The organism is Sorangium sp. So ce128, assembly GCF_051525245.1.
Classification (GTDB): domain Bacteria; phylum Myxococcota_A; class Polyangia; order Polyangiales; family Polyangiaceae; genus Sorangium; species Sorangium cellulosum_B.
Genome location: NZ_CP150313.1, coordinates 9,708,920 through 9,734,757 on the forward strand (window position 1 = coordinate 9,708,920; position 25,838 = coordinate 9,734,757).

25 protein-coding genes are annotated in these 25,838 nt (G+C 72.0%); 15 read left to right on the forward strand and 10 right to left on the reverse strand.

The genetic code is table 11. The features are described from left to right. Window positions 1-145: 145 nt before the first annotated feature. From WME82_RS36850 to WME82_RS36875, 6 genes are all read right to left on the reverse strand, one after another. Complete coding sequence (locus tag WME82_RS36850; protein ID WP_438039145.1) at window positions 146-574, reverse strand: arsenate reductase ArsC; 429 nt, start codon at window positions 572-574, stop codon at window positions 146-148. After that, window positions 571-1,290 carry an aquaporin gene (locus WME82_RS36855; RefSeq protein WP_438039146.1) on the reverse strand — a complete coding sequence of 240 codons (720 nt, stop codon included), beginning with the start codon at window positions 1,288-1,290 and terminating at the stop codon, window positions 571-573. The genes WME82_RS36850 and WME82_RS36855 overlap by 4 nt, the downstream gene beginning before the upstream one ends. Continuing rightward, entirely contained in the window at window positions 1,274-1,747 is a 474-nt protein-coding gene (locus WME82_RS36860) for an ArsI/CadI family heavy metal resistance metalloenzyme (protein ID WP_438039147.1), read from the reverse strand. The genes WME82_RS36855 and WME82_RS36860 overlap by 17 nt, the downstream gene beginning before the upstream one ends. A gap of 97 nt (window positions 1,748-1,844) precedes the next feature. After that, window positions 1,845-2,150, reverse strand: a complete 306-nt coding sequence (locus WME82_RS36865; protein WP_437741180.1) for an ArsR/SmtB family transcription factor — start codon at window positions 2,148-2,150, stop codon at window positions 1,845-1,847. Window positions 2,151-2,279: 129 nt separating this feature from the next. Continuing rightward, window positions 2,280-2,561 carry a cupin domain-containing protein gene (locus WME82_RS36870; RefSeq protein WP_012239482.1) on the reverse strand — a complete coding sequence of 94 codons (282 nt, stop codon included), beginning with the start codon at window positions 2,559-2,561 and terminating at the stop codon, window positions 2,280-2,282. A 75-nt stretch (window positions 2,562-2,636) separates the two neighbouring features. Beyond that, window positions 2,637-3,539, reverse strand: coding sequence for a nucleotidyltransferase domain-containing protein (locus tag WME82_RS36875; RefSeq protein ID WP_438039148.1), 903 nt, complete (start codon window positions 3,537-3,539; stop codon window positions 2,637-2,639). A gap of 123 nt (window positions 3,540-3,662) precedes the next feature. Between WME82_RS36875 and aroA the strand changes: the two genes are divergently transcribed. From aroA to WME82_RS36950, 15 genes are all read left to right on the forward strand, one after another. Then, window positions 3,663-5,048, forward strand: coding sequence for a 3-phosphoshikimate 1-carboxyvinyltransferase (gene aroA / locus WME82_RS36880; RefSeq protein ID WP_438039149.1), 1,386 nt, complete (start codon window positions 3,663-3,665; stop codon window positions 5,046-5,048). Between the two features lie 53 nt (window positions 5,049-5,101). After that, a complete protein-coding gene (cmk, locus tag WME82_RS36885) occupies window positions 5,102-5,914 on the forward strand; it encodes a (d)CMP kinase (protein WP_437741183.1) in 813 nt (270 codons plus the stop codon). After that, window positions 5,898-6,863, forward strand: coding sequence for a hypothetical protein (locus WME82_RS36890; RefSeq protein WP_437741184.1), 966 nt, complete (start codon window positions 5,898-5,900; stop codon window positions 6,861-6,863). The genes cmk and WME82_RS36890 overlap by 17 nt, the downstream gene beginning before the upstream one ends. Window positions 6,864-6,867: 4 nt before the next feature. Continuing rightward, a complete protein-coding gene (locus WME82_RS36895; protein ID WP_438039150.1) occupies window positions 6,868-8,031 on the forward strand; it encodes a hypothetical protein in 1,164 nt (387 codons plus the stop codon). Next, window positions 7,923-10,022 (forward strand): 30S ribosomal protein S1, encoded by a 2,100-nt coding sequence (locus tag WME82_RS36900; protein ID WP_438039151.1) that lies wholly within the window; start codon window positions 7,923-7,925, stop codon window positions 10,020-10,022. Before WME82_RS36895 ends, WME82_RS36900 begins: the two co-directional genes overlap by 109 nt. Window positions 10,023-10,211: 189 nt before the next feature. After that, the gene (locus WME82_RS36905; RefSeq protein ID WP_438039152.1) at window positions 10,212-10,736 is read left to right on the forward strand and encodes a hypothetical protein; all 525 of its coding nucleotides are present in this window, start codon (window positions 10,212-10,214) and stop codon (window positions 10,734-10,736) included. A 133-nt stretch (window positions 10,737-10,869) separates the two neighbouring features. Then, complete coding sequence (locus WME82_RS36910; RefSeq protein ID WP_437741188.1) at window positions 10,870-11,421, forward strand: HIT family protein; 552 nt, start codon at window positions 10,870-10,872, stop codon at window positions 11,419-11,421. After that, window positions 11,418-12,875 carry an AI-2E family transporter gene (locus WME82_RS36915; protein WP_438039153.1) on the forward strand — a complete coding sequence of 486 codons (1,458 nt, stop codon included), beginning with the start codon at window positions 11,418-11,420 and terminating at the stop codon, window positions 12,873-12,875. The genes WME82_RS36910 and WME82_RS36915 overlap by 4 nt, the downstream gene beginning before the upstream one ends. Before the next feature lie 124 nt (window positions 12,876-12,999). After that, window positions 13,000-13,950 (forward strand): hypothetical protein, encoded by a 951-nt coding sequence (locus WME82_RS36920; RefSeq protein WP_438039154.1) that lies wholly within the window; start codon window positions 13,000-13,002, stop codon window positions 13,948-13,950. A gap of 133 nt (window positions 13,951-14,083) precedes the next feature. Beyond that, a complete protein-coding gene (locus WME82_RS36925; protein WP_438039155.1) occupies window positions 14,084-15,025 on the forward strand; it encodes a hypothetical protein in 942 nt (313 codons plus the stop codon). A gap of 154 nt (window positions 15,026-15,179) precedes the next feature. Then, on the forward strand, window positions 15,180-15,605 hold the full coding sequence (locus WME82_RS36930) for an HIT family protein (protein WP_438039156.1): 426 nt from the start codon (window positions 15,180-15,182) through the stop codon (window positions 15,603-15,605). A gap of 658 nt (window positions 15,606-16,263) precedes the next feature. Further along, entirely contained in the window at window positions 16,264-16,932 is a 669-nt protein-coding gene (locus tag WME82_RS36935) for a carbonic anhydrase (RefSeq protein ID WP_438039157.1), read from the forward strand. A gap of 107 nt (window positions 16,933-17,039) precedes the next feature. After that, complete coding sequence (locus WME82_RS36940; protein WP_438039158.1) at window positions 17,040-18,599, forward strand: SulP family inorganic anion transporter; 1,560 nt, start codon at window positions 17,040-17,042, stop codon at window positions 18,597-18,599. Between the two features lie 285 nt (window positions 18,600-18,884). Further along, window positions 18,885-20,438 (forward strand): FAD-binding oxidoreductase, encoded by a 1,554-nt coding sequence (locus WME82_RS36945; protein WP_437852472.1) that lies wholly within the window; start codon window positions 18,885-18,887, stop codon window positions 20,436-20,438. A 283-nt stretch (window positions 20,439-20,721) separates the two neighbouring features. Next, on the forward strand, window positions 20,722-21,312 hold the full coding sequence (locus WME82_RS36950) for a PDZ domain-containing protein (RefSeq protein ID WP_438039159.1): 591 nt from the start codon (window positions 20,722-20,724) through the stop codon (window positions 21,310-21,312). Window positions 21,313-21,354: 42 nt separating this feature from the next. On the opposite strand, the gene WME82_RS36955 is transcribed toward WME82_RS36950, so the two are convergent. The 4 genes from WME82_RS36955 to WME82_RS36970 all read right to left on the reverse strand — a co-directional run bounded on the left by WME82_RS36955 (window position 21,355) and on the right by WME82_RS36970 (window position 25,833). Then, window positions 21,355-22,773: a pyridoxal phosphate-dependent decarboxylase family protein gene (locus WME82_RS36955; RefSeq protein ID WP_438039160.1), complete on the reverse strand. Its 1,419-nt coding sequence runs from the start codon at window positions 22,771-22,773 to the stop codon at window positions 21,355-21,357. Continuing rightward, window positions 22,770-23,702 (reverse strand): alpha/beta hydrolase, encoded by a 933-nt coding sequence (locus WME82_RS36960; RefSeq protein ID WP_438039161.1) that lies wholly within the window; start codon window positions 23,700-23,702, stop codon window positions 22,770-22,772. The genes WME82_RS36955 and WME82_RS36960 overlap by 4 nt, the downstream gene beginning before the upstream one ends. Window positions 23,703-23,830: 128 nt before the next feature. Further along, window positions 23,831-24,796 (reverse strand): hypothetical protein, encoded by a 966-nt coding sequence (locus tag WME82_RS36965; RefSeq protein ID WP_438039162.1) that lies wholly within the window; start codon window positions 24,794-24,796, stop codon window positions 23,831-23,833. Next, window positions 24,793-25,833: a hypothetical protein gene (locus WME82_RS36970; RefSeq protein ID WP_438039163.1), complete on the reverse strand. Its 1,041-nt coding sequence runs from the start codon at window positions 25,831-25,833 to the stop codon at window positions 24,793-24,795. Before WME82_RS36970 ends, WME82_RS36965 begins: the two co-directional genes overlap by 4 nt. Between the last annotated feature and the right edge of the window lie 5 nt (window positions 25,834-25,838).

Sequence of the window (25,838 nt, forward strand, 5' to 3'; positions counted from 1 at the left end):
GCGCCGAGGCGCCGCCCGGCGGCGATCTACAGGAAGCCGCTTTACTTCTAGACGCCGCCCGGCAGCGATCGCCAGCGGTCCGCTTGCGCCGAGGTGCCGCCCGGCGGCGATCGCCGGTGCTCCGCTGCGCCCGCCGGCTCGCAGCTCATCCTCGGCCTTCCTCGGCCGTAGGCGCAGCGGCCCACCCCTCGCGAGACACGAGCTCGGACACGCGCACGCGGACCTCGTCGCGGATCTCTCGCACGCGCTCCACCGGCTTGCCCTTGGGGTCTTCGAGGGGCCAGTCGTCACGGCGAAGCCCTGGAACCACGGGGCACACCTCCCCGCATCCCATGGTGACGAGCAGCGCTGCCTGACTCGCCAGCGAGTCGGTCAGCCGCTGGGGCTTCACGGCCGAGAGATCGATCCCCTCCTCCGCCATCGCGGCGAGCACTTCGGGATGGACGCGCGGGCCGGGCTCCGTACCGGCCGAGATGGCGCGCGCCTTGGACGGGTCGGACAGGGCGTTGAACCACGCCGCGGCCATCTGGGAGCGGCCCGCGTTGTGAACGCAGGCAAAGAGCACGGTCTTCATGGAACATCCTCCGGAAGCGCGCGATCGACGACGCGCTCGGCGACCTCGGGCAGGGCGGGAACGAGCCAGCGAAACGCCAGCGTCGCCGCCGCTGCCCCTGCAAGTTGTGCGACGATGAACCCCGGCGCGTCGGTCGGCCGAATGCCGGCGAACGTGTCGCTCGCCGCCCTGGCGAGCGTCACGGCCGGGTTGGCGAACGATGTGGACGAGGTGAACCAGTAGGCCGCCGTGATGTACGCGCCGACGGCGAACGGGACCGACTCGGCCCGCCTCCGGACGCTGCCCCAGATGACGGCGAGCAACCCGAAGGTCGCGACGAACTCGCTCACCATCTGGGCGAGCCCCGAGCGCTCGTGCTGAGACGCCGAGAAGAGGGCCTCGCCAAACATGACGTGAGCCACGGCGACGCCCGCGAAGGCGCCGGCGACCTGGGCCAGGATGTAGGCAGGCACCTCGCGCCAGGAGAGCCCGCCCTGGCTCGCGTCGGCGAGCGTGACGGCTGGGTTGAAGTGCGCGCCGGAGATCGACCCGAAGGTCAGGAGGAGCGCCACCAAGGCGCCCCCCGTCGCAATCGTGTTCGCGAGCAGGGCAATCGCCACGTTCCCGCCAGCAAGACGCTCGGCCATGATCCCGGACCCGACCACGGTCGCGAGCAACAGGGCCGTCCCGAGCGCCTCGGCGACGGCCCTGCGGGCGAGATCAGCGCGCGGCGGCATCGTCGAGCTTGGATGGGACGCAGCACCCAGGCGCGCAGCACGCGGCATCGCTCTTCGAGGGCATCGCGGGCTGGCTCCCCATCACGGCCGCGTCGCCCTTCACCACGAACACCTCCCACGAGTTGCCGTCGGGGTCCTCGATCCAGACCTTGTCCTGCACCGCGTAGCAGCAAGCCGTGTCCTCCTCCGTGAAGGTCTTGAGCTCCGCAGCCTCGAAGCGGCTCCTGGCCTCGAGCACATCCTCGGTGCTCGCCACCTGCACGCCGAAGTGGCTCGCGTTCACGCCAGTACGCGGCGCCTCCTGCATCGTGAGGTTCAAGGAAGGCGACGCGAGGTCGAACTTCGCATAGCCGGGACGACGCTTCGTGGCGCGTACGCCGAAGGCCTTCTCGTAGAACGCAACCGAGGCGTCGATGTTGGAGACGTTGAGCGAAACATGAGGCTTCAGGACATTCATCGCGCATTCTCCTTCCAAAAATATCGAAATAGAGGGGCAAAAAAAATCAGCAGCACGCCTTGCCGCGCTTGCAGCAGTCCTCCCACAGGTACGCTGTTCAGCAACACGCCTTGCCGCGCTTGCAGCAGTCCTCCCACAGATACGCTGTGAGGGCTCGGAGCGCCTCGTAGTCGGCGCTGTAGTAGTGAAACGTCCCTTCCCCCCGCGTTCTCAGGACGCCGGCATCGACGAGCCGCTTCAGGTGATGGCTCAGCGTCGAAGCGGCCAGTCCGACGTGCGCCTGGATGTCGCCGGCGGAGGCGCCCTCCATGCCGGCCTGCACCACGAAGCGCAGGACAGCCAGGCGCACGGGGTGACCCAGCGCGGCGAGCTGTTCGGCGTGGCGGTCGAGCGTCGACGGCACGCCTTACTTCTAATAATGTCGAAGCATCGGCGCAAGCCCTTCTTCCAAATAAATAAAAATACGAGCCGGTGCCGCATCTGGTGCCCTGAGAGAGCCCGCGGGGGAGCCTCGGCGCCGTGAAACCGCCGCTCAGCCGAACCGGTAGTGCTTGCGCACCGGCGAGCGCACCTCCCAGGTGCAGCTCAGCCCCGCGGGGAACGTCACCAGATCCCCCGCCTGGATCCGCACCGGCGCGCCGCCGCCCTCCGCGGGCGTCACGATCACGTCGCCCTCGAGCAGGTAGCAGATCTCCCGCTCGTCGTAGTGCCACGAGAAGGTCGACACCTCCTTCGTCCAGATGGGCCAGCCGCGCGCCCCGAGCTTCGCCAGCTGCTCCTCCGACGGACCGTGCTCCAGCTTGATCGACTCCATGGCTCCTCGTCCTGGCTTCATGCGCCGCCGCCTGGCCCGCCCCCGCGGCGCCCTCGGCGATCGTCGCGGCGGATGCTAGCAGCTCGGCTCGTCGCCGCGGCACAGCTCGCGCACCTCGCGCGCGATCGCCTCCATGCGCCCGAGGCTCGCGAGCAGCGCCTCCGCGCCCCCGCCGGGCGCGGCGAGCACCGCGTTCACCCTGTCGGCGAAGCCCTCGGGGCACAGCGAGAGCGCCCGCGTCCTCGGCAGGGCGCCCTTCTCGTTCGCGAGGTAGCGCTCGTTCATCGCGAACAGCGCCTGCACCAGGCAGGCAGCGGCGCGGAACAGGCAGCCGCTCACGTAGAACACGTCGCCGCGCCGCCCGGCCTTCTTCGCGGTGTCGATGGCGAAGCCGGCCTCCCACAGGAACCTCTCGAGGAGCGCCCTCCGCAGGGCCGGCGGATACGGCGTCACGAGCGCCTTCAGCGGGGCCAGGGCGCCCTCCGGATCGAAGAGGGGCCGGCAGTCGTGGATATCCGCCAGGTAGTTGGCGCTGAGGAAGCCGTGCGGGTGACCGGGCTGGTAGTCGCACGTCACCTGCCCCGCCCGGCACTCCCCGATCACGCGCCGCACACGCGCGAGATCCCGGTAGAGCCAGTCGACCCGGTGTCCCTCGATCTCCAGCCACGCGCCGCCGTTGATCCAGGGCCCCCACGCGCCGGGCGGCGTGACGACGTCCTCGGCGGCGCTCGCGTGGAGCTCCCGCGCGAGCGCCGCCACTTCGCCCTCGGCGCCGCCCGCGCAGAGCTCCCGCGCGAGCGCGCGCAGCGCAGCGAGGTCGGGCGGGCTCTCGGGCTCGTAATAGATGCCCAGATCGACGTCCGAGTCCGGGTGGCCCGCGCCGCGAGCGCGCGATCCGCCCAGCACGACCGCGACCACGCCCGGGATCGCGCCGAGCCGAGCCGCCACGCGCGCCGCCACGTCCAGTGCCTCGTCCATGCCGCCTCCTGTCGATCCCCACCGCGACGCGGCGACCCTAACATCGAGGCGCCCGCGCCGTCCCGCCGCCCTCGGCGCCCCGCCCGCTGTGCCTGCGCCCGCCGTTCTGCTACACGGCAACCCGTGCCCGACCTCATCGTCCACCCGGCGGAGCGGCCGCTCATCGGGAGCGTGCCGGTCCCTGCGGACAAGAGCATCGCCCACCGAGCGCTCCTCCTCGCCGCGCTCGCCACCGGGCAGAGCCGCATCCGGGGCGGGACGCTCGGCGGCGACGTCCTCTCGACCGTGGGCGCGCTGCGCGCCATGGGCGTCCGCGTCGAGGAGCCGTCGCCGGGCGACCTCGTCGTCCACGGCGCCGGGCTCTCCGGCCTCCGCGCCCCCGGCGGCCCCATCGACTGCGGCAACTCCGGCACCACGATGCGCCTCCTCGCGGGCATCCTCGTCGCCCAGCGCTTCGCCGCGCGGCTCGTCGGCGACCCGTCGCTCTCGCGCCGCCCCATGGATCGCGTCGCGAAGCCGCTCCGGCTCCGCGGCGGGCGCATCGAGGGGCAGCTCGATCCGCGCAAGATCGGCGAGATCACGGCGCCGCTCGACGTCGGGCCGCTCCCCGAGCCGCACGTGCTCTCGTCGATCGAGCACGAGCTCCCCGTCCCGTGCGACCAGGTGAAGAGCGCCCTCCTCCTCTCCGGCCTCTACGCCGACGGCCCCACGTTCGTGCGCGAGCCGATCGTCTCGCGCGATCACACCGAGCGCATGCTCACCGCGCTCGGCGTGCCAATCGACTCGGTCGGCGCGATGGTCTGCCTCGACGCGGCCCGCTTCTCCGGCGCGCTGCCGGCGTTCGAGCTCGACGTGCCCGGCGACCTCTCCGCGGCCGCGTTCCTCGTCGCCGCCGCGCAGATCGTGCCGGGGAGCCGCGTGACCGCGCGGCGCGTGGGCCTCAACCCGACGCGCACCGGCCTGCTCGAGGTGCTGCGCGACATGGATGACATGGATGGCAGCGTCGCCGTCGAGATCAAGGGCGAGGCCCTCGGCGAGCCCACCGGCGACGTCCACGTCGCGTCCGCCTCCTCCGGCGGCGGCCTCCGCGCCGGGCGCGCGGGCGGCGAGCTCGCGTCGCGCACCATGGACGAGCTGCCGATCCTGCTCGGCCTCGGCGCGCGGGCGCGCGGCCTCACCGAGGTGTTCGACGCGCGGGAGCTGCGCGCGCAGGAGACCGACCGCATCGCGGCGATGGCGTCCGTGCTCGGCGCCTTCGGCCTGCGCTGCGAGGAGCGCACCGACGGGCTCCTCGTCGAGGGCAGGCCCGACCGGCCGCTCGACGCGGCCGACGTCGACAGCCGCGGCGATCACCGCATCGCGATGACGGCCGCCGTGCTCGGGCTCGCCGCGAGCGGGCCCACGCGCGTCCGCGACGCGGGCTGCATCGCGACCAGCTTTCCCCTCTTCGTCGGGACGCTGCGCGCCCTGGGCGCGCGCATCGAGGTCGAGGGCGCCCGCGCCGCGTGAGCGCGCGATCGGTGAGGCGATCCCGTGAGGAAGAGAGAGGAGGAGGAGCGCAGGTGACCGAACGACAACGACAGGACGACGCGCACCACCTCCCGGCCCGGGGCGAGCCCCGGCGGCTGCGCGTCGCGATCGACGGACCGGCCGGCGCCGGCAAGGGCACGGTCGCGCGAGGGCTCGCCGAGCGGCTCGGCTACCTGCTCGTCGACACCGGCGCGATCTACCGCGCCGTCGCGCTCGCGGCCCGCCGCGCGAGCCTCACGTGGGAAGAGGAGGGCGAGATCGGCGCGCTCGCCGAGGATCTCGCGCGCGGCGGGCGCATCGCGCTGGAGCGGAGCCCGCACGGCATGCCGCCCGACTCCTCCGCCCCCCCGCCCGCGAACGCCCCGGCCCAGTCGAGCCTGGGGGGCAGCGGCATGCGCGTGCTGCTCGACGGCGAGGACGTCTCCAGCGCGATCCGCGCGCCCGAGATCAGCCTCGGGGCGAGCCGGGTCTCGGCCATCCCCGCCGTGCGCAAGGCGCTGCTCGCGATGCAGCGGCAGGCCGGCGCTGGCGGCGGCGTGGTGCTCGAGGGGCGCGACATCGGCACCGTGGTGTTCCCGGACGCCGAGGTGAAGTTCTTCCTGACGGCGCCGGCCGAGATCCGCGCGAAGCGGCGGTACGACGAGCTCGTCGCGCGCGGCATGCCCGTCAGCTTCGAGGCGACGCTCTCCGACGTGCTCCGCCGCGACAAGGCCGACAGCGAGCGCGCCGTCGCGCCGCTCCGCAAGGCCGACGACGCGATCCTCGTCGACTCCGGGCACAGGAGCCCGCAGGAGATCATCGACGAGATGGCGACCCTCGTGGAGATCCGTGCGCGCGGCGGCTGAGGTCCGCGCCGCCGCCGTCGCCGCCGCCGCCCTGATGGCGCTCGGGCTCCCGGCCTGCGGGGACGCCGCGCCGCGGCTCGCGGGCGGCGGCCACCCCGCGCGCGCGGCGAGCCCCGCAGGCCCGCGCGTCGTCCGGCGCATCGAGCCGGCCGATCTGCTCCCGGCCGATCTCGATCTCGTCGTTCGCGTCGACGTCGCCCGCATGCGCGACGGGCTGGGCCAGGCGGCCTCGGACGAGCTCGCCCGGCGCGCGCTCGACGAGGTGCCCGACGAGGCGCTGGAGAGCGCCCTCCAGCGCGCCGACGTCGTCTGGCTCGGCCTGCGGCTCGCCGATCTCGAGGAGGGCGATCGCGTGGTCGTCCTCGAGGGCCGGATGGCCGGGCTCACGCCCGATCCCGGCCGCTGGGAGCCGGCGCCGGCGGCGCAGGACGGCGTCGCCGTCTTCGACCGCCGCGGCGGCGTCGCTGGATCGCGCGCCGACACGGCGCGGATCATCGCGCTCGGCGATCGCGCGGTCGCGCTCGTGTCGGCGGTCGAGGTGAGCAGCGTCGCGCGCCTCCTCCGTGACGGCCCCGACGCGCGCCGCGGCGACCCGGCCGCCGAGGGGCTCGTGAGCCTCGATCTGCGCGCGCGCCGGCTCCCCCCCTACCTCGCGCGGCGCTTCCCGTCGATCGGCGCGCTCGTCGCGGGCGTCGCGCGGGTCCGCGCCGTGGCGTCCCTCCACGACGAAGGGGTGCGCCTCGACGTGGAGCTCGTCGGCGTCGACGCGGCCGGCGCGGAGCGCGCCCGCCGGTTCATCGAGGTGTTCCGCGACAACGTCGAGGATGTACGTTACGCAGATCTCATGAAGGAGCTCTCGATCGAGCAGGTGGAGAGCACCGTGCGGCTCCGCTGGCTCTTCCCTGCGCCCCTCGTGCTCGCCCTGCTGTCCGGGCGCTCCCCGGGCTAAGCCGATGCCTGACACCCTGATCGAAGAACCGATCCGACCGACAGTGACCGACGACCTCGCCGCGCCCGCGCCCGAGGGCGACCCCGCGCCGGCGCCGGGGGCCGCCCCCGCAGACGCGCTCCCCGCGCCGCCCGGCGAGGGCGCCCCCGCCGCCCCGCAGCGCCCGGGCCGCCCTCGTGGGGCCGCGTGCCTCGTTGTCGCGATCGCGCTCGCCGCGTTGCTCGCCGGCGCGGCGCTCGGCGTCTACCTCTTGTTCTGGCGCTATGTGCCGACGGCCCGGCAGCACATCCCGGGCGACGCGAACATCGTGGTCCGCCTCGAGACCGCCGACCTCGCGCTCTTCGGCCCCGTGCGCCGGCACTTCCTCCCGCTGCTCGACGACGCGCCCCAGACAGCGTCGCGCAAGGCGCGCATCGAGGCGGCCACCGGCCTCGATTTCCCGTCGGATCTGCGCGAGATCGTCGTCGCGTCGACCGACGCGGCGAGCTGGGTCGCGCTCGCGGGCGGGCGCATCCCGAAGGGCCGCTTCGTCGCCGGCATGGAGAAGGTCGCCCGCGACGAGGGCTGGACCGGCGTCCGCCGCGAGGGCGAGCTCCTCCTCGTCGGGCCGCGCGCCGTGCTCGGCCAGGCCGACGACGGCACGCTCGTCCTCGGCACGGACGTCGAGATCGTGAAGGCCGCGCTGCCCGCGTCGCCCGACGCAGACGAGTGGCGGCGCCTCGATCTGCCCGAGCAGGGCGCCGTCACCTTCGCGCTCACCAGCGCCGCGTGGTCCGGGGCCGCCGCCGCGGTCTCCGGCGTGCTGCCGCGGGCCGGAGCGCTGTTCCGCCGCGTCGACCACGCCTCGGGCGCGCTCACCCTCGGCGCGGAGCCCGAGCTCTCGATGCGCCTCGCGCCCGCTGCGGGCGAGGCCGCCGCGGCGCTCGCCCCGGACACCCAGGCGTTCCTCGGCAGCCTCAAGCTCGGGCTCGCGCTGCTCCCCGACGTCGCCGGCGCGGGCGCCGCGCTCGAGGGAGCCCAGGCCCTCGCGCAGGGAGAGCTCGTCGAGATCCGGACGAAATGGCCCCACGAGGGCCTCGATCGCGCCTGCGCAGAGATCGCACACCGCGCCCGAGCCGCGCGCGACGCGCTCGACGCCGGAGGGAGCGCGCTGGGCGGCGCGCCCTGAGCCTGAGATCGCGCTGCTTTGGGCGGGCGGGCACATCCTTCCCAGCAAAACGGACCGGACCTACAAAAACCTCCAGTGGCTCGGTCGTTGCATTGACAGAGGCCCCTCCTCAGACTACAGGCTCGCCTCTCCCGAGGGGCCCGGGTGCATCGGTACGTGTGTGCCTGCCCCTCCGCCGCTCGTGCGTGGCACCTAGGGTCCACGCCTGCGCCCGCGCGGCGAATCCCAGGGAAGGAAAGGAAACAAGAACGAACAACATGACTAGTAACATCCATATGGAGGCTGGCTCGTCCGGGGCGAGCATGGAGAGCTTTGCCGCGCTCTTCGAACAGAGCGTGGAGGGGGGCGATTTCGCGCGTGAAGGAGAGATCATCTCCGGCACCGTGGTCGCAGTGAACCGCGACTCCGTCGTGGTCGACATCGGCGGCAAGAGCGAGGGCGTGATCGCGCTCCGCGAGTTCGCGGATGCGGCGGGCCAGAGCGCCGTCAAGGCGGGCGACAAGGTCGACGTCTACATCGAGAGCCGCGAGAACGACGACGGCCTCGTGACCTTGTCGAAGGAGAAGGCCGACAAGATGAAGGTCTGGGATGAGATCTCGAACGCCTGCGAGGCGGACGAGCTCATCGAGGGCACGATCAGCCAGCGCGTGAAGGGCGGCCTCTCGGTCACCATCCGCGGCGGCGTGAAGGCCTTCCTCCCGGGCTCTCAGGTCGATCTCCGCCCGATCCGCAACTTGGACAAGCTGATCGGCCAGACCTACAAGTTCAAGGTCATCAAGTTCAACAAGAAGCGCGGCAACATCGTGCTCTCGCGGCGCGTGCTCCTGGAGCGCGAGCGCGACGAGATGAAGGCCAAGACGCTCGAGACGTTGACGGAAGGGATGACCGTCAAGGGGACCATCAAGAACATCACCGAGTACGGCGCGTTCGTCGACCTCGGCGGGATCGATGGCCTCCTGCACATCACGGACATGTCGTGGGGCCGCGTGAACCACCCGAGCGAGGTGTTCCAGGTCGGCGACGAGGTCCTCGTGAAGGTCCTCAAGTACAACGCCGACACCGAGCGCGTCTCCCTGGGCCTCAAGCAGACCCAGGAGGACCCCTGGAACCACGCCGAGGAGGCGTATCCGGCGGGCAAGAAGGTCCGCGGCAAGGTCATGTCGATCACCGACTACGGCGCGTTCGTCGAGCTGGAGCCGGGCGTCGAGGGCCTCATCCACGTCAGCGAGATGAGCTGGACCAAGAAGGTCAAGCACCCGTCGAAGCTGCTCGAGGTGGGCCAGGAGCTCGAGTGCCAGGTGCTCGAGGTGGACGCGCGCGCGAAGCGCATCAGCCTCGGTCTGAAGCAGCTGGAGCCCGATCCGTGGATGCTGTTCACGGACAAGTACCACCCCGGCGACAAGATCGCGGGCAAGGTCCGGTCGCTCACCGACTACGGCGTCTTCGTGGGGATCGAGGAGGGCGTCGACGGCATGGTCCACAAGAGCGATCTCTCGTGGTCGGTGCGCGTCAACAACCCGAGCGACCTCTACCACAAGGGCGATGACGTCGAGGCGATCATCCTCTCGATCAACCACGACGAGAAGAAGGTCTCCCTCGGCATCAAGCAGCTCTGGGACGACCCGTGGCCGAGCATGCTGACGGAGTACCCGCCCGGCCGCGTCCTCGACGACGCCCAGGTGGTGAGCATCGTCGACTACGGCGTGTTCGTGCGGCTGCGCGAGGGCGTCGAGGGCCTGATCTCCCAGGGCGACGTGCAGGAGCCCGAGGAAGGCAAGCTCAAGGTCGGCGACAAGGTGAAGGCCGAGATCTCATCGCTCGACACGGTCGATCGCCGGCTCTTCCTGACGATGAAGAACATCGGCATGGAGCGCCCCGCGCCCGTCCAGCGCCAGCAGCAGAAGCGCAAGGACGACGACGACAAGCCGGCGGCCGGGACGATCGGTGATCTCATCAAGGAGAAGTTCGGCACCAAGCTCGACCTGAAGTGACGCTGCCCGGCGCGCGGCGTCGCTGACGCGGCCGCGCGCCAGGCGCTCACCCGCTGCACGTCAGGTGCGGCGGGCCGAGTGCGCCCCGGTGCCCCCGGCTCGCCGTGTGGACCCGATGTCGATGAGAGGCGAGGCCCTTCCCAGGGCCTCGCCTCTTGCTTTTTCCGCGAGGCCGCGGAGGATGCCGCGATGAGAGGCCTCCTTGCGCGCTCCGCCCTCGGTGCGCCCGTCCTCGCCGCCCTGGCGCTCGGCGCTGTCCCCGCCCGCGCCGACGGCCCCCACGCCGCTGCCGCTGCCGCTGCCCGCGCCGGCGGCCCCCGCATCACGGCCGCTCCCGCTGCCCGCGCCGATGGCCCCCGCGCCTCGGCAGCTCGCTGGGCGGGGTTCCCGGCGCAGCCCCTGGCGCGCGCCTATGCCCCGCTCCGCGCTGCCGACCCGTGGTTCGGCGATGACAAGATGCGCCATTTCTGCGCGTCAATCGCCCTTGCCGGCGGCGGGTATGCGCTCGGCGCGCTCGCGACCAGCGACCTCCGCCAGCGGCTCGCGCTGGGGGCCGCGGTCGCGCTCGGCGCTGGGCTGGCGAAGGAGGTCTACGATGCCGCCGGGCACGGCACCCCCTCGGTCCGCGACGTCGTCTGGGATGCGCTCGGCACCTCCGCCGGGCTTGGCCTCTCGCTCTGGTTCGATCTCGCGGCCACGCCGATCCAGTTCTGAGTCCACATCGACGGCGCTGCGGCGGAGCGGCGGAACGCGAGGCGCGCCCCTGCGCGGCCCCTGCCGAGAGCGGCGTGGTGACGAGCGAGCGGTGGTCCCGCGCGCGTTGCCGCCGTGCTAGCGTCTCCGCGACATGGGTAACCCCCTGTGGGCGCCCTGGCGCATCGAGTACATCCTTGCGCCGAAGGGCCAGGCCGACTGCATCTTCTGCGGCATCCCCCGCGCATCCGAGCAAGAACAGCGCGACCGGCTGGTCGTGGCGACGACCCGCCGTGCGTTCGTCATGCTCAACCGCTACCCGTTCGCGTCGGGCCACCTCCTCATCGTCCCGCACGCGCACGTCGCCTCGCTCGACGCGCTCGATCCGGCCGATCACGAGGCCCTCTTCCGCCTCGTGCGCGAGTCGACGACCCGCCTGCGCGCCGCGCTCAAGTGCGAGGGCATGAACGTCGGGATCAACCTTGGCACCGCGGCGGGCGCCGGCATCGCCGAGCACCTGCACGTCCACATCGTCCCGCGCTGGCCAGGCGACACCAACTTCATGCCGGTGCTCGCCGACGTCCGCGTCGTCCCGCAGGCGCTCGAGGCGACGCGTGACCACCTGCTCGGCTTCTTCGCCGACCTCCCTGCGCCGCTCGTCGACGAGGGCACCCACGGCCGGGCCGCGCGCGGCGAGGCGCTGTGAGCGAAGGCCCCTCGCAGCGCACCGTGTTCCTGACGGTCAGCGCCGTCCTCACGGCGGCGCTGCTCATCGTCTCCCACGCGGTGCTGCTCCCGTTCGTGCTCGCGCTCGTGGTCGCTTACGTGCTCACGCCGGCGGTCCTCCGGCTCGAGCGCGCGCGCGTCCCGCGGTGGGCGGCGATCCTCGTCGTCTACGCGCTCGTGCTCTCCGGGATCGCGGGCTTCTTCGCCCTCAGCGTCCCGCGCCTCATCGCCGAGGGGAAGGCGCTCACCGCCGAGGCCCCGCGCCTCGCCGCGCGCCTGCGCGAGGAGTACCTGCCCGCGCTCGACGCGCGGCTCAACCGCTGGTCGGGCCGCGAGCCCGAGGCGCCGCCGCCGGCGATCGCGCCCGCCCAGGAGCCCGATCAGGCCGCGCATCCGCCTGACGCCATCGCCGCCCCTGGCGGAGAAGAGGGCGTCGAGCGCCCGCCGATCCGCATCTTGCCCGGGTCGGACGGCTCGTTCGACGTGCAGATCGCCGACGACGTCGAGGTCCGCGAGACGCGCGACGGCGTCTGGCAGATCACGCAGGCGCGCCCGAGGCACCGCGGGCTCTCCAGCGCGAACATGCTCCAGGAGGGCTACGAGAAGGGGGCCACCTACCTGAAGGAGAACTCGCTCGCGGTCCTCCGGATCGGGCAGGCCATCGCGACGGCCATCTCGCGCGGCATCTTCAACCTCTTCATGACGTTGATGCTCGCCGGCTACATCATCCTGACGCACGAGAAGATCCTGCGCTTCTTCCGCGATCTCTGGCACCCGACCTCGCGCGACTCGTTCGATCGGTTCCTGCGCCGGCTCGACCGCGGGCTCTCCGGCGTCGTCCGCGGGCAGCTCCTGATCTGCCTCGTCAACGGCGTCCTCTCCGCGATCGGCTTCTGGCTCTTCGACCTCAAGTACTGGCCGATCCTCTCCGTCCTCGCGGCGGTGATGTCGCTCATCCCGATCTTCGGCTCGATCCTGAGCTCGATCCCCGCCGTCCTCATCGGCCTCACGCAGTCGTTCGGCACGGCGGTCGGCGTGCTCGCGTGGATCGTGGGCATCCACCAGCTCGAGGCGAACTTCCTGAACCCGAAGATCATCGGCGACGCGGCGAAGATCCACCCGGTCCTCGTGGTGCTCGCGCTGCTCGTCGGCGAGCACTTCTTCCAGATCACCGGCGCGCTCTTCGCGGTGCCCTGCCTCTCGCTCGCGCAGACGATCTTCCTCCACTTCCGCGAGTCGACGCTGGGCCTCGCCGATCCGACGGCCACGATCCCGCCGCAGCGCGGCGTCCCGATCATCGCCCCCACGATCGAGCCGCTCCCGCCGCTGCGCGGCTTCGAATCCGCCCGCCCGGCCTCCACGCCCGTCCCCGCGCCGGAGCCCGAGGGCGAGCCCAGCGCCCGCGGCAACGACCCCGACACGGCCGCGAGCTAGCCCTCCATCGCCCGAGCCCCGCCCCGGGGCCGATCAGCCCGTCCGTCCGCCTCCGCTGGCCGCTCCCCCGCAAGCCGGCTATGAGACCCCGCGCCCCGCGCAGGAAATCAGCTCCACGACCTCGATGAAGACCCCCGGCAAACCCACCCCGAAGAAGCAGAGCCCCAAGCAGCAGCGCGAGCAGGCCGTCGCCGCCCTCCGCAGCAGCGGAAAGCCCCCCGCCGACCCGCTCTCCCAGCTGAACCCACGCTCGCTCGCCATCCGCGTCGGCATCCCGGCGCTCATCGTCTGGGCCATCGCCCTGGCCATCCCGGGGGTCTGGCCGAAGGCGGTCGCCGGCGTCCTGACGGTCATCGTCGGCGGCGTCATCGTGTGGGCGCTGCGCTTCGCGACCCGGACGCGCGCCGTCGCGCAGATCGTGCAGACAGCCGACTCCGCCGAGGCCCGCAAGGACGCGATCGCCAAGCTCGACACGGAGTTCAAGAAGGACGACACGGCCGCGACCTTCGCGAAGGCGCAGCTCCAGATGCAGGAGGACCCGCGGACCGCGCTCCGGACGCTGGAGACCATCAACCTCGACAAGGTGATGGCCCCGATGGCCGACGAGGCGCGCGCCCAGCGCGGCATGATCCACCTCATCCTGAGCGAGACGGACGAGGCGCGGGCGCTCGTCGATAAGATCGACATGACCCGCCACAAGGAGCCGAGGATCCGCGCCATGATGGCCGCCATCGTCGGCGAGGCGTGGGCCCGGACCGGCCAGGCCGGGAAGGCGGTCGAGCTGCTCGAGACCTTCGATCCGAACGACGAGGCGTTCGCCGAGCTCAAGCCGCAGCTGCTCCGCTCGCGCGCGTTCGCCTATGCGTGGGCGAACAACACGAAGCAGATGAAGACCACGCTGCGGAGCCTGAGCGCGCTCAACCCGCAGTACCTGAGCGGCTTCGTCACGAAGAAGAAGAGCCCCATGGGCGTCCCGCCGCGCGGCGTCCATCCGATGCTCGAGAAGGAAGCGTTCGAGATGCTGATGCGCTCGGGCGCCATCCCTCGCAAGATGCAGCAGGTGCGGCGCGGCTGACGCGCGGTGCGCGGTCTACCAACGAGCGGCCGAGGGCGACCAGCGCCGCGCCTCGCCGCCGGCGCGCCGAGCCCGCCCGCCGAGAGCGGCCCCTTGACGCGCGGCGCGGCGAGCGGCTCAGATGCGCGCCCTCATGAGAGGAACCGCGCTGCTCTACAGCTCCCATAACCGCTGCAACTTCATCCACGACCACTACATCGCGCAGCGGGCGCTCTCGGGGCGGGACAACAAGCGCATCCTGTTCCTGCCGATGTCCGAGGCGCCCCGCGACGGCAACGAGCGCGAGCGGCAGGAGTTCGCGTACGGCAACTTCAGCTGGTTCTTCCGGTTCTACGAGCGCTTCGGCCTCGAGCACGTGCCGTTCTACTGGAGCAGCAACCTGCGCAGGGAGGACGTCGACGTCCTCTGGCACTACCTCGCGTCGTCCGAGGTGGTGATCCTCGGCGGCGGCTACAGCACGACAGGGCTCTGGCGCTACAAGCAGCTCGGCGCGATGTTCGACGGAGAGCCCGGCAAGTTCGGGCGCCTCCTGCACGAGCGCCGGCAGCGGGGCCTGCTCACCGTCGGGTTCTCCGCCGGGGCCGACCAGCTCTGCCAGCACCTCTTCCGCCGGGTGTGGGACAGCCCCGGCGACAACGACGCGTTCGGCCTCGCGCGCGACACGCTGATCACGCTCCACCACGAGCCGAGCCGCAACGGCGATCTCTGGCACGCGGCGCGGCGCATGCCCCGCTGCTTCGTCTTCGGGCTCCCGAACGACTCCGGGGTCCAGGTGGACTGGGGAGCGCTCCCGTCCGGCAACATCTGGCAGGTCTACGAGCTCATCATCGACACCTCGTGGGACGATCCCTCCGACGCGCTCCACGTCAAGACGCGGCAGGGCGCGCTCATCGACCACTTCGACCACACGGGCCGCCACTGGGCCTTCCACGGCGGCGACCACGTCGTGCGCGTCACGTCGCAGGACGGCCGCTTCGACCGAGCGTGGATGACGGCCGGCGGCCTTCTCCTCGACTACTGGACGCGGGAGCCTGCCCCCTACGGCTCGATCGACGACATCCTCGCGAGCCACTGATCGCGCGCCCCCTGCGCAGCCGCACCCGCCCTGTGTGACCGCGGTCGCGCGCTCCCAGCGTGACCGCGGACGCGCTCCGCTGCCCGCGCCCCCGGCATGGACCCGGCATTGACGCGAGGCAGGTGGCGCGGCATCGAAGAGCGCGAGGCCAGCCATGCCGCCCCGCCCCTGCATGTTCTGCAGCATCGCCCGGGGCGAAACGCCGGCCCACGTCGTGCTCGACGAGCCGGAGGTCATGGCGTTCCTGGATCACCGCCCGCTCTTCCCCGGCCACTGCCTGCTCATCCCGCGCGCCCATCACGAGGTGCTCACCGACGTTCCGGCGTCGCTCGTCGGTCCGCTCTTCGCGACCGCGCAGCGCCTCGCGCGCGCCGTCGAGTCCGCGTGCTCAGCGGATGGCTTCTTCGTCGCCATCAACAACCGCGTCAGTCAGAGCGTCCCCCACGTGCACATCCACGTGGTCCCGCGCCGTCGGAGGGACGGTCTCAAGGGCTTCTTCTGGCCTCGTTATAAATATGCGGGTGAGCACGAGATGTGCGGCCTTCGCGACGCCATCGTGACGGCATTGGCTGCGGGTTGAATTCTGTCGCTGGTACGGGTATTTGGACGTGGCGCCGTGCTGGCTCAGGCGCGAGACGTCCGTCCCAGATCGGGACATTCTGCCACACACGGTCTGCACCTCGTTGTGTCTTGCGACGAACCGAGACCGCTGCCAGGTTAGGGAATAGACAGGGCGCTTCCCTGGTTCCCGGGGCCGATAGCCTCTCACTCCTCGAACGATGCTGGCTCTCCGGTCATTTTTCCCTCGGATCGCGCTGCTCTTCATGCTGATCCTCGCCCCGGCTGCGCTGGGACGGGCGAATATCAGCATCATCGAAGCCGGCAACTCCGATGTTTCGGGATCGTTTCGTACCGGGGCCAGCGAGAACGACGCGGGGGGCCTCGAGGCCTTGCAGCCGCCGCTCCGCGACGGGGCGCATCGTTCGGTCGCCTCGCGACCGGCGCCGCGCGCCGGCGCGACGCGGCCGCGCGCCGTTCTCGTCGCCGATCTGCGGCCTGTCCGCGTCCCATCCCCCGTCCCCCGCCCTCCCCTCCGTCGTCCTCCACCACGCTTCCTGAACTGACAGGCTAGCTCCGTGGCTGAGTCCGCTCGCGGTCCGGCTCGGAGTCGCTGGAATCGGAGGTGTTCACGACGATCGCCGCGCCGTATCGGCGCGGTCAACGAGAGGGTTTATTCCATGCAGAAGCTCGCTGACGGGTTGCACAAGTTCCATGCCGAGGTGTGCGGTACACATCAAGACCTCTTTCGCAGCCTGGCAAGGGGTCAGCGGCCCGAGGCGCTGTTCATCACGTGCTCGGACAGCCGCATCAACCCGAACCTCATCACGCAGACCCAGCCAGGCGACATCTTCATCGTGCGCAACGTCGGCAACATCGTGCCGCCGTACGGCGCCAGCAACGGCAGCGAGTCCGCCGCGATCGAGTTCGCGGTCGCGCACCTCGGGATCAAGCACATCATCGTCTGCGGCCACACGCACTGCGGCGCGATGCGCGGGCTGCTCGATCCCGGGGGCCTCGACGAGCTGCCGGCGGTCAAGGGGTGGCTCCAGCACGCGGAGCTGACGCGCCGCCTGGTGCAGGAGAACTACCCGCACATCGAGGGGGAGGATCGGCTGACGATCACGGTGGAGGAGAACGTGCTCGCCCAGATCGAGAACCTCCGGACGCACCCGACGATCCGCGCGCGGCTCGCGCGCGGCGATCTCTCTCTCTACGCCTGGGTCTTCAAGATCGAGACCGGACAGGTCTTTCAATTCGAGGCTTCGACCGGCCAGTTCGGGCCGATCGGTGACGCGGTGCCCCCGTCGGCGCTGCCGGAGTCGACGGTCTACCGGCGCGCCATCTGAGCGCCTGTTCGTCGCCGATCCACGTCTTAACCCGAATCGAGAGGGCCCGTCCGATGCAGCTTCCGAATCCCATCCATGCAGGCGCGGGGGTGAATCCCGCCGGCGCCGTGACGCTTAGTTCCGAGAGCCCGGGTGCGCGCCGGGAGTCGCCGCCCGCGGAGAGCGCGCCGCCGCTCGACCCGCGCCTCACCGCGAACCTCAAGTACGACATCCCCGCCGGCCTCGTCGTCTTCCTCGTCGCCCTGCCGCTCTGCCTGGGCATCGCGCTCGCGTCGGGGGCCCCGCTCCTCTCCGGCATCGTGGCCGGCATCGTGGGCGGGCTCGTCATCCCGCTCGTGAGCCGCGCTCAGCTCAGCGTGAGCGGCCCGGCGGCGGGGCTCGCCGCCATCGTGCTGGCGGGCATCACCAGCCTTCAGAGCTTCCAGGCCTTCGCGATGGCCGTGGTGATCGGCGGCGTCCTTCAGCTCGGGCTCGGCGTGCTGAGGGCCGGCGCGATCAGCCATTTCTTCCCCTCCTCGGTCATCAAGGGGATGCTCGCGGCCATCGGCGTCCTGCTCATCCTGAAGCAGCTCCCCCACGCCGTCGGCTTCGACAAGGACAACTTCGCCTCCGAGTCGTTCAAGGCCGACGGCGGCAACACCTTCACGATGATCGGCCAGGCGGCGCAGGCCATCGAGTGGGGCGCGTTCCTCCTCAGCGCCGTCTGCCTCGCCATCCTGGTCGGGTGGGAGAAGTCGCGCCTCGCGAAGATCTCCTGGCTTCCCGCGCCCCTCGTCGCCGTGCTCGTCGCGACGCTCGGCAACGAGCTGTTCAAGACGGCGATCCCGTCGCTCGCCCTCGAGCAGAAGCACCTCGTGACGCTGCCCACGGGCGACCTGGTCAGCGCGCTCCAGCTCCCCGACTGGTCGGCGATCCTGCGGCCCGAGGTGTGGGTGCTGGGCGTGACGCTCGCGATCGTGGCCAGCCTCGAGACGCTGCTCAACCTGGAGGCCGTGGATCGGATCGATCCGTGGCACCGCAAGTCGCCGCCGAACCGGGAGCTCGTCGCGCAGGGCCTCGCCAACATGCTCTCCGGGTTCGCCGGCGGTCTCCCTGTCACGTCGGTCATCGTCCGCAGCAGCGCCAACACGAACGCCGGCGCGCGGACGCGGGTCTCCGCCTTCGCGCACGGCGCGCTCCTGCTGCTCGCGGTGGTCTTCGCGGCGGGGCTGCTCTCGCGCATCCCGCTCGCGTGCCTCGCGACGATCCTGCTCGCGACCGGCTACAAGCTGGCCAAGCCGAAGATCTTCGCCGAGATGCGCCAGCTCGGCTGGAACCACTTCATCCCGTTCGTGGTGACGATCGTGGCCATCGTGCTGACCGATCTCCTGAAGGGCATCGCCATCGGCCTCGCGGTCGGCGTCCTCTTCGTGCTGAGGACCCATATGTCCCGCGTCTTCGACGTGATCCACGAGGGGGCTCGCGTGACCATCCGGTTCAACAAGGCGGCCTACTTCTTCACCCAGGGCAACCTCGTCGCGCTGCTCGAGCGGCTGCCGAGCGACACCCACGTGGTCGTGGACGCCCAGGGGGTGTCGTACATCGACCACGACGTCGCGGAGCTGATCCGGCGGTTCCAGCAGTCCGCGCATCGACGCAACATCCACGTCGAGCTCCGCGGCTTTTAGAGCGACACTCAGACACCTGCCCGTCCCCGCCCCCGCGCGACGAGCCCCCTCCCCGGGGGCCTCCCACGCGTTAACCAAGCTTCGCGCCGCGCTCTCCTACATCCGAACGTTTACGTGGACGTTCACGTAAACGTTCACGTGAACGTTGCTGATCGATGGTGGGGTGAAAGAGGGCTTCGTGCCCTGAGCGTGACCGAACGAGCTCGGTTAACGCCTGGGCCCCGGGGGCACGCGAAGACAGCGGCTAATTTGGCCCGCCGAGCCGCCACGAGCGAAGCTGGTGGGATGCGCGCCGCTCTCGATTGGGCCAGGACGACGGGCGAGATTCTTACGCCACGGCTCGACGAGATCCGACGGAGACCGCTCTGCTCGCTCCAGGGCTACAGCGGGCTGCACCGATCGTGCGGAGACGTGTACTTCCCGGCGTCGGTCGAGGAGCTGAGGGTGCTGTTCCGCATGGCGAGGCGGACAGGGCGCAGGATCACGTTCCGCGCCGGAGGCCAGTCGTTCGATGGCCAGGCGCTGAACGACGACATCGTGATCTCGATGCACCACTTCCGATCCATCGAGATCGACACGCAAGGAGCGCGGATGACCGTGGGCGCCGGCGCGACCTGGGGAGCCATCGCCCGCGCGCTCGCCGTCCGCGGCTTCGTGCCCTACACGGTCGTATCGACGAGCCACGCCACCGCGGGAGGCACGGTCTCGGGGGACTGTCTCTCGCGCTTCTCGGGCATCGCCAGCAAAGAGGGACACTACGTCGAGCGGCTCTCCCTCCTCTCCCTCGACGGACAGCTGCTCTCCCTCAGCCGCGATGAGGCGACGAGCGCGCTGTTCCACGCGGTGATCGGCGGGCTCGGCTACCTCGGCGCGGTGATCGATGTCACCTACCGCGTCGCGCGCGTCGCCCCGGCAGGGACGCCGATCCGGGTCGTCACCCAGGCGACGCGCTGCGCCTCGCTCGAGGAGCTCGCGACGGCGCTCCTCCCACGCGCGGAGCAGCTCCTGCACGCCGAGGGCGGCACCGCAGACGAGGACGGGTGGATCCCGGAGGCGCTCTTCTCCATCGCCTTCCACACCCTGGAGGGGAGCAGGAGCATGGTCCTCCGGTCGCGGTACGTCCCGGGGACCTCGCACGAGCTCCGCCCGCTGCTGATCCATCGCCCCCGGCACGTGCTCCGCGTCCCGATCGAGTGGCTGATGCGCGCCTCCGTGGTGAGCCGGGGCCTCTGGACGCTCATCGACCGCTTCCTCTTCGATGTCTCACGCCCGTACGTCGATGAGCTCATGGGCTACCTGTTCTTCATGGACGGCAACGTCCGCGCGAAGCGCATCGCGCAGACCCTCGGGATGCCCATGCTCACGGTGCAGCAAGCGTTCATGATCCCCTACGACCCGGGCGCCCAGGAGGACAGCCTGCGCCGGCTCGTCGATTTCCTGGGCAAGGTGGATGAGATCGCTACCCGAGACGGCATACCGCCGCTCCTGCTCGACGTGCTCCACATCCAGGGCGACCAGTTCCTCCTCTCGGCGAACCACGGGACCGACGGGTTCGCGGTGACGCTCGCGTTCGAGGCCTCGGAGGAAGAGAGCGCCCACCGGATCGGCCTCCGCCTCAGCGAGCTCAGCGCGCGCGCGCTCGAGCTCGGCGGCCGCGTCTACCTGGTGAAGAACGTCCACGCGACAGCGGAGCACCTCCGGGCGATGTACGCGCACGCGCTCCCGGAGTTCGTCCGCCTGAAGCGGCTCGTCGATCCCGACGGGCTCCTGCGCAACGAGTTCCTCGAGCGGGTGTTCCCCGCGCACTTCGGCGCGGCGCCACGGCCCGCCGGCCCGTGAGCACGGCGCGCCGAGGGACGGACACCCTCCCTGCTTTCCGGTGATTTCAAGGCGCGAGGACGCCGCTCGGGCTCACGAGAGACGGAACTGCGAGGGCGCAGCGAGAGAGAGAAGAACGCTCTCCGCGCCCGCCTCGCCCCGGTGTTCGCCGCGCGCCGAACAACGGCCCGGACAGCGGCAGGGAATCGGTGGTTGGGATCTTGCAGCTCTCTACATGAGCGACGTGAGCACGCGTTAGGACGCGTGGCGAACGCGCAGAGGACACGCGGAGGACGCCGGGGCCATGCATGGCAGTCAACAGCGGGATCAGCCCCTCCGTGCGCGCGGCGCGTACGGGTGGGCTCGACGCCTCTCAGGGGTGCTCACGCCGCTCGTCCCGCTGGCGGTCAGCGCGTGCCGCGGCGACTGCCCGCGCGTCGAGGCCTCGCAGCAGCGCGCCGAGGCCTCGCAGCAGCGCGCCGAGGACACGCAGCAACGCGCCGGCGCGCCGGCGAGCCCGGCGGTGACCGCAAGGCCAGAGAAACGCGATAACCGGTCGAGCCGCGCGCCGACAGCCACCTCCGTCCCGGCGCCCTGGCTGCTCACCATCCAGCCGACCACGGGGGAGGGCGCGAGGATCGCGAGCATGGATATCCGCAGCTTCACGTCCCCGCTCCTGGAGCCGGGCGACGTCATCCTCGCGGTCGACGGGCGGCCGGTCCACTCGCTGGCAGGCCTCGAGGGCTACCTGCGCGCCCGCGTGCCCGGCGACATGGTGGTGCTCACCGTGCTCCGCAACGAGACCACGATCAACTATGCGATGCTCCAGGTGCCGGCCGGCGACGCTCCGGCGCCCCCGTCAGCCGCGGCGACCAGGTCCAGAGGCGGCGGCTGACCGCCTCGCGTCCGCCCGCGGACCCGGCCCGGCGCGTGTTCGTCAGGGCGGCGGCGCGCGCTCGACGACGAGCGCCTCGATGCGCGCCGCGAGCGCCTCGATGTCCCCGTCCGTCGTGTGCGGGTTCATGATGACGAGGCGCAGCCACGACTCGCCGCGCAGCGCGGTTCGCGTGATGTAGAAGCTCCCCTCCTCCACGATCTGCCGCCGGACGCGATCCTGCGTCGCCGAGTCGCGGCCGATCCGGAAGCAGAGGATGTTGGCCTGCGGGGCGCCGAAGCACTCGAACGCCGGCAGGCGCGCGAGGAGGCCGTGGAAGCGCCGGGCGGCGTCGAAGAGGCGCTCGACGTGCGCGGACAGGCCTGCCTCGCCGACGAGGGCGAGGTTGAAGAACAGCTTGAGCGACAGCTGCGCCTTCGTGCACTCGAACGTGAGCTTGGACAGATCGACGCCCTGCCGCTCGTCGTCGCCGTGCAGGTACGGCGCGTACTGCTCGTAGGTGCCGGCGAGCGCGGCGGGATCCCTGACGAGGACCGCGCAGGCCAGCGTCGATGTGCCGAGCATCTTGTGCATGTCGCAGACCAGCGAGTCGGCGAGCTCGACGCCGTCGAGCAGGTCCCGGTAGCGCTCGGTGAAGCGCGCCGCCGCGCCGTGGGCGCCGTCGACGTGGAGCCAGAGCCCCTCCCGCCGGCAGAAGGCGCCGATCTCCCGCAGCGGGTCGAAGGCCCCGTTCGGCGTCGCGCCCGCGTTGGCCACCACGGCGAGCACACGCTTGCCCGCCCGCTTCACCTCCTCGTACGCCCGCGAGAGCGCCCGCGGGACGATCCGCAGCGCGTCGTCCACGGCGACCTTCACGACGGCATCGACGCCGAGGCCCATGATGGCGGCGGCGCGCGCGACCGAATAATGCGCCGCCTCCGAGGCGAGCAGGACGAGGCCGGGCGGGACGCCCGCCTTGAAGCTCCCCGAGGCGACGCGCTCCCTGCACGCGAGCAGCGCGCTCAGGTTGCCCAGGCTCCCGCCGTGGGTGATGACGCCGTCGCCCTCGGCGCCCCAGCCGATCTTGCCCCGCATCCAGCGGAGGAGCCCGCGCTCGATCGCGGTCCCGGCAGGCCCCATTTCATAGACGGCCATGCCGTTGTTCAGGACGCCGTGCACGAGGTCGGCGAGCGACGACGACAGCATCGGCACGGCCACCTGGTGGCCGAAGTAGCGGGGGTGGTGCAGCCGGTTGCTGTTGTCGAGGACGGTGGCGACGAGGGCGCCGAGATCCGCGCCGCCGTGCGCGACCGTGCGATCGAAGTCGAGCGCGGCGAGGATCTCCTCGATCGATCGCTGCACCAGCACCGGCCCTTCCCGGCGCTGCGCCCTGCGCACGTGATCCGCGAGCAGCGCGCCCAGGCGGGCCGCCTCGCGCTCGAGGAAATCGGGGGAGAGCGCGGTCGTCAGCGCGTCCTTCATCGCGTTCGCGCTCCTCGCCCTCTGCCGGGCGCCTTGTCGCCGCCTCGCCGGCCGCTCAGGAACGCGAACGCCTCGTCGACCTGCTCGTCGGTCATCGCGTGCCCAGCGCGCGGCTTGCCGAGCGACCTCGATGGCCACTTCAGCCCGCGGAGCATCTTCGCGAGCGCCACCTGGTCCTTGTGCGCCGGGTCCTTCCCGCCCCAGCCGACGAACACCGGCGCGCGCAGCTTCGTCTGCGCGCCTGCCCGCTGCAGGTAGCGCGCGCCCGATCCACCTGCGAACGCCGCGTAGCCGTCGACCGGCAGTCGCCCGCGCATCGCCAGCGACGTCGCGTAGTACGCGCCGTTCGAGAAGCCGAACACGAGCACCCGCTCGAAGCGCGCGCCCGCGCGCCGCTCGAGCTCCGCGCGCGCCGCGTCCCACTCGGCGAGCAGGGCGTCCTCGTGAGCCGTCTGCGCGGCGGAGGCGGTGGGCCAGCACCACCAGTCTTCCATCGTCTTTGGACCGATCCCCCGCCGGCCGCGCGGCATCATCACGGCGGCCCCGTGCCGGGCGCCGGCCCGCGCCGCGCCCCGCTGCTGCGCCCACTGCCACCCGGAATCGGGCTGGACGACGCCGTGCAGGAAGATCACGAGCACCCGCGGGCCAGGCGCCGGCCTGGCCGGCAGGAAGGCGCACACCTCACCGGGCAGCGACGCGAGCTCGGGCGCACACCAGCGCGCCGCCGCCGGGTCCTGCGGGGATGCGGCCGCGCTCGCCGCGGGCGCGGCCGCAGGGGGCGCGCTCGCCGCGGGTGCTGCTGCGGAAGGAGCGCTCGCCGCGGGCGCGGCCGCAGGGGGCGGCGAGCTGGTCCCGTCGCCGTTGGCCGAGGCGGATGCGCCCGCGGCCAGGAGCGCGGCCAGGGACAGCACCGTCACGAGCGAGCGCATGGGCGCGCAGTACCATGTCCGCGCTTCCGCCGGGAATACCCCTCACCGCCTCTCGTTTGCGTCTTTGCCCCGCGTCCTGTCGTCGAGCGCTCGCCGCCGGCGGTGGGTTCAGCGCGGGCCGCGCGGCGTCAGAGCCGCACCTCGATGCCCGCGCCGGACGCGCTCAGCCACGGCGTCACGGAGCCCGCCTTGGTCGTGCTCGGCGCGCGCTCCTTCAGCAGCAGGTAGAGCCCGACGCCCACGGTCGCGACGCCGGCGACGCCGAGGACGTCGCCGGCGATCCCCTTGGCCCGCGCGGCGCCCGCGTCCGCGCCCGTGCTCGAGCGCGCATCGCCTGCCTGTTTCAGGCCCGAGAGCCCGAGGATGGCTCCGCCGGCGAAGAGCGCGCCGCCCGCGCCCAGGACGACGAGCGGGAGCGTCCGGCTCGATGATGCATCGGCAGCGCCGGCCACGGGAGGCAGAGCGCCCCCGGCAGCCGAGGCTTGCCTCGTCTCGGCCGTGGCTCGCGCCAGGGCGATCGGGACCTCGACCGAGCTGCCCGCGCCGACGCTGAACCGGGCGACCGCGGCGCGGAACCCCGGAGCGCTCGCCGCGATCTCGTGAGCGCCCGGGTCCAGCTCGATGACCTGCCCAGGAGCCGCGCTCAGCGGCCTCCCGTCCATGGCCAGCGTCAGCCCGCCGATCTCGGCGGGCCTGACGGCGATCGTCGCTCGGCCGATGCGCCCCTCGAGCGCTGCGACCGCCTCGCGCGCCGGGCCGACGTAGGGAGAGGTCGTCGGCGTCGGCGGCTCGACCAGGAATGCGCGAAAGCTGGCGAGCGCCTCGACGAGGTGCCCGGTCTCCTTCTGCGCGACGCCGAGGCTGTAGCGCGTGAGGGGAGCCGCCTTGATCTGGAGCGATCGGGCATACAGCGCGCGCGCCTCCTCCCAGCGCCCCTGCTTCGCCAGCTTGGCCCCCTGGACGAAAAGCACGCGCGCGGACTCCACATCGCCCGCGCCCTGCGCCGACGCGGGAAGCGTGGCTGCGGCCATGAGCAAGGCCGCGGCGAGCGCGACGCCGAGGCGCGCGGAGCGCGGTGCGGGGCGCGCGCTCATGAGCAGTCTCCTCGCCGGCACTTCGTACCAGCGGGGCATCGGTTGCCACAGGCGCCGCAATGAGCGTCGTTGTTCCACAAGTTGGTCTCGCAATGATGCGCCACGTCCCCGTCGCAATCGGCGTAATGGCCATTGCAGGTCGTCTCGGTGTCTGCGCCGCTGCTCGCTGCAGCGCCTCCCGCGCCGCTCCAGCTGCTCGCGCCCTCGCCTCCCGCGCCGCTCCCGCCAGCGCCGCCTCCGCTGCCGTCGCCTCCCGCGCCGCTCCCGCCAGCGCCGCCTCCGCTGCCGTCGCCTCCCGCGCCGCTCCCGCCAGCGCCGCTTCCGCTGCCGTCGCCTCCCGCGCCGCTCCCACCAGCACCGCTTCCGCTGCCCTCGCCTCCGCCGACGCTCGCGCCAGGACCGCTACCACCGCTAGCGCCAGCGCCGCTCCCATCGCTCGCACCAGCGCCGCTTCCGCTGCCCTCGCCTCCACCGACGCTCGCGCCAGGACCGCTCCCGCTGCTCGGGCCAGCGCCGCTCCCGCTGCTGGGGTCAGGGCCGCTCCCGCTGCTCGGGCCAGCGCCGCTCCCGCTGCTGGGGTCAGGGCCGCTCCCGCTGCTCGGGCCAGCGCCGCTCCCGCTGCTCGGGCCAGCGCCGCTCCCGCTGCTCGGGCCAGGGCCGCTCCCGCTGCTCGCTCCAGCGCCGCTCCCGCTGCTCGCTCCAGCGCCGCTCCCGCTGCTCGCTCCAGCGCCGCTCCCGCTGCTCGCTCCAGCGCCGCTCCCGCTGCTTGTCGCGCTCTCGTCGCCACCGCTGCCCACGGTGGTCCTGCTCGTGCTCGCGCCGCTGCTCCCGATGAGATCGCCCCCGCCACGCCCGTCGCCGACCTGGTCCTCGATCCCTCCAGCGCCCTCTGTTTCGTCGGCCTTGTCGGACAGCTCCTCGCTGATCAGAGCGGAGCAGCCTCCCGGCCCGAGCGCCGCTGCAGCGAGCGTGACCAGGAGGAGCATCAGATCGCCAGAACCACGAAGGGAGCGGTGCTTCACCCCGGGAGTGCGCATGACCA

Bases quoted from the DNA above. Each gene is read 5' to 3' on its own strand.
- WME82_RS36850 (WP_438039145.1), bottom strand. From the start codon at position 574: ATGAAGACCGTGCTCTTTGCCTGCGTTCACAACGCGGGCCGCTCCCAG.
- WME82_RS36855 (WP_438039146.1), bottom strand. From the start codon at position 1,290: ATGCCGCCGCGCGCTGATCTCGCCCGCAGGGCCGTCGCCGAGGCGCTC.
- WME82_RS36860 (WP_438039147.1), bottom strand. From the start codon at position 1,747: ATGAATGTCCTGAAGCCTCATGTTTCGCTCAACGTCTCCAACATCGAC.
- WME82_RS36870 (WP_012239482.1), bottom strand. From the start codon at position 2,561: ATGGAGTCGATCAAGCTGGAGCACGGTCCGTCGGAGGAGCAGCTGGCG.
- WME82_RS36875 (WP_438039148.1), bottom strand. From the start codon at position 3,539: ATGGACGAGGCACTGGACGTGGCGGCGCGCGTGGCGGCTCGGCTCGGC.
- WME82_RS36895 (WP_438039150.1), top strand. From the start codon at position 6,868: ATGCCTGACACCCTGATCGAAGAACCGATCCGACCGACAGTGACCGAC.
- WME82_RS36900 (WP_438039151.1), top strand. From the start codon at position 7,923: ATGGCCCCACGAGGGCCTCGATCGCGCCTGCGCAGAGATCGCACACCG.
- WME82_RS36905 (WP_438039152.1), top strand. From the start codon at position 10,212: ATGAGAGGCCTCCTTGCGCGCTCCGCCCTCGGTGCGCCCGTCCTCGCC.
- WME82_RS36910 (WP_437741188.1), top strand. From the start codon at position 10,870: ATGGGTAACCCCCTGTGGGCGCCCTGGCGCATCGAGTACATCCTTGCG.
- WME82_RS36920 (WP_438039154.1), top strand. From the start codon at position 13,000: ATGAAGACCCCCGGCAAACCCACCCCGAAGAAGCAGAGCCCCAAGCAG.
- WME82_RS36925 (WP_438039155.1), top strand. From the start codon at position 14,084: ATGAGAGGAACCGCGCTGCTCTACAGCTCCCATAACCGCTGCAACTTC.
- WME82_RS36930 (WP_438039156.1), top strand. From the start codon at position 15,180: ATGCCGCCCCGCCCCTGCATGTTCTGCAGCATCGCCCGGGGCGAAACG.
- WME82_RS36935 (WP_438039157.1), top strand. From the start codon at position 16,264: ATGCAGAAGCTCGCTGACGGGTTGCACAAGTTCCATGCCGAGGTGTGC.
- WME82_RS36945 (WP_437852472.1), top strand. From the start codon at position 18,885: ATGCGCGCCGCTCTCGATTGGGCCAGGACGACGGGCGAGATTCTTACG.
- WME82_RS36950 (WP_438039159.1), top strand. From the start codon at position 20,722: ATGCATGGCAGTCAACAGCGGGATCAGCCCCTCCGTGCGCGCGGCGCG.
- WME82_RS36955 (WP_438039160.1), bottom strand. From the start codon at position 22,773: ATGAAGGACGCGCTGACGACCGCGCTCTCCCCCGATTTCCTCGAGCGC.
- WME82_RS36960 (WP_438039161.1), bottom strand. From the start codon at position 23,702: ATGCGCTCGCTCGTGACGGTGCTGTCCCTGGCCGCGCTCCTGGCCGCG.
- WME82_RS36965 (WP_438039162.1), bottom strand. From the start codon at position 24,796: ATGAGCGCGCGCCCCGCACCGCGCTCCGCGCGCCTCGGCGTCGCGCTC.
- WME82_RS36970 (WP_438039163.1), bottom strand. From the start codon at position 25,833: ATGCGCACTCCCGGGGTGAAGCACCGCTCCCTTCGTGGTTCTGGCGAT.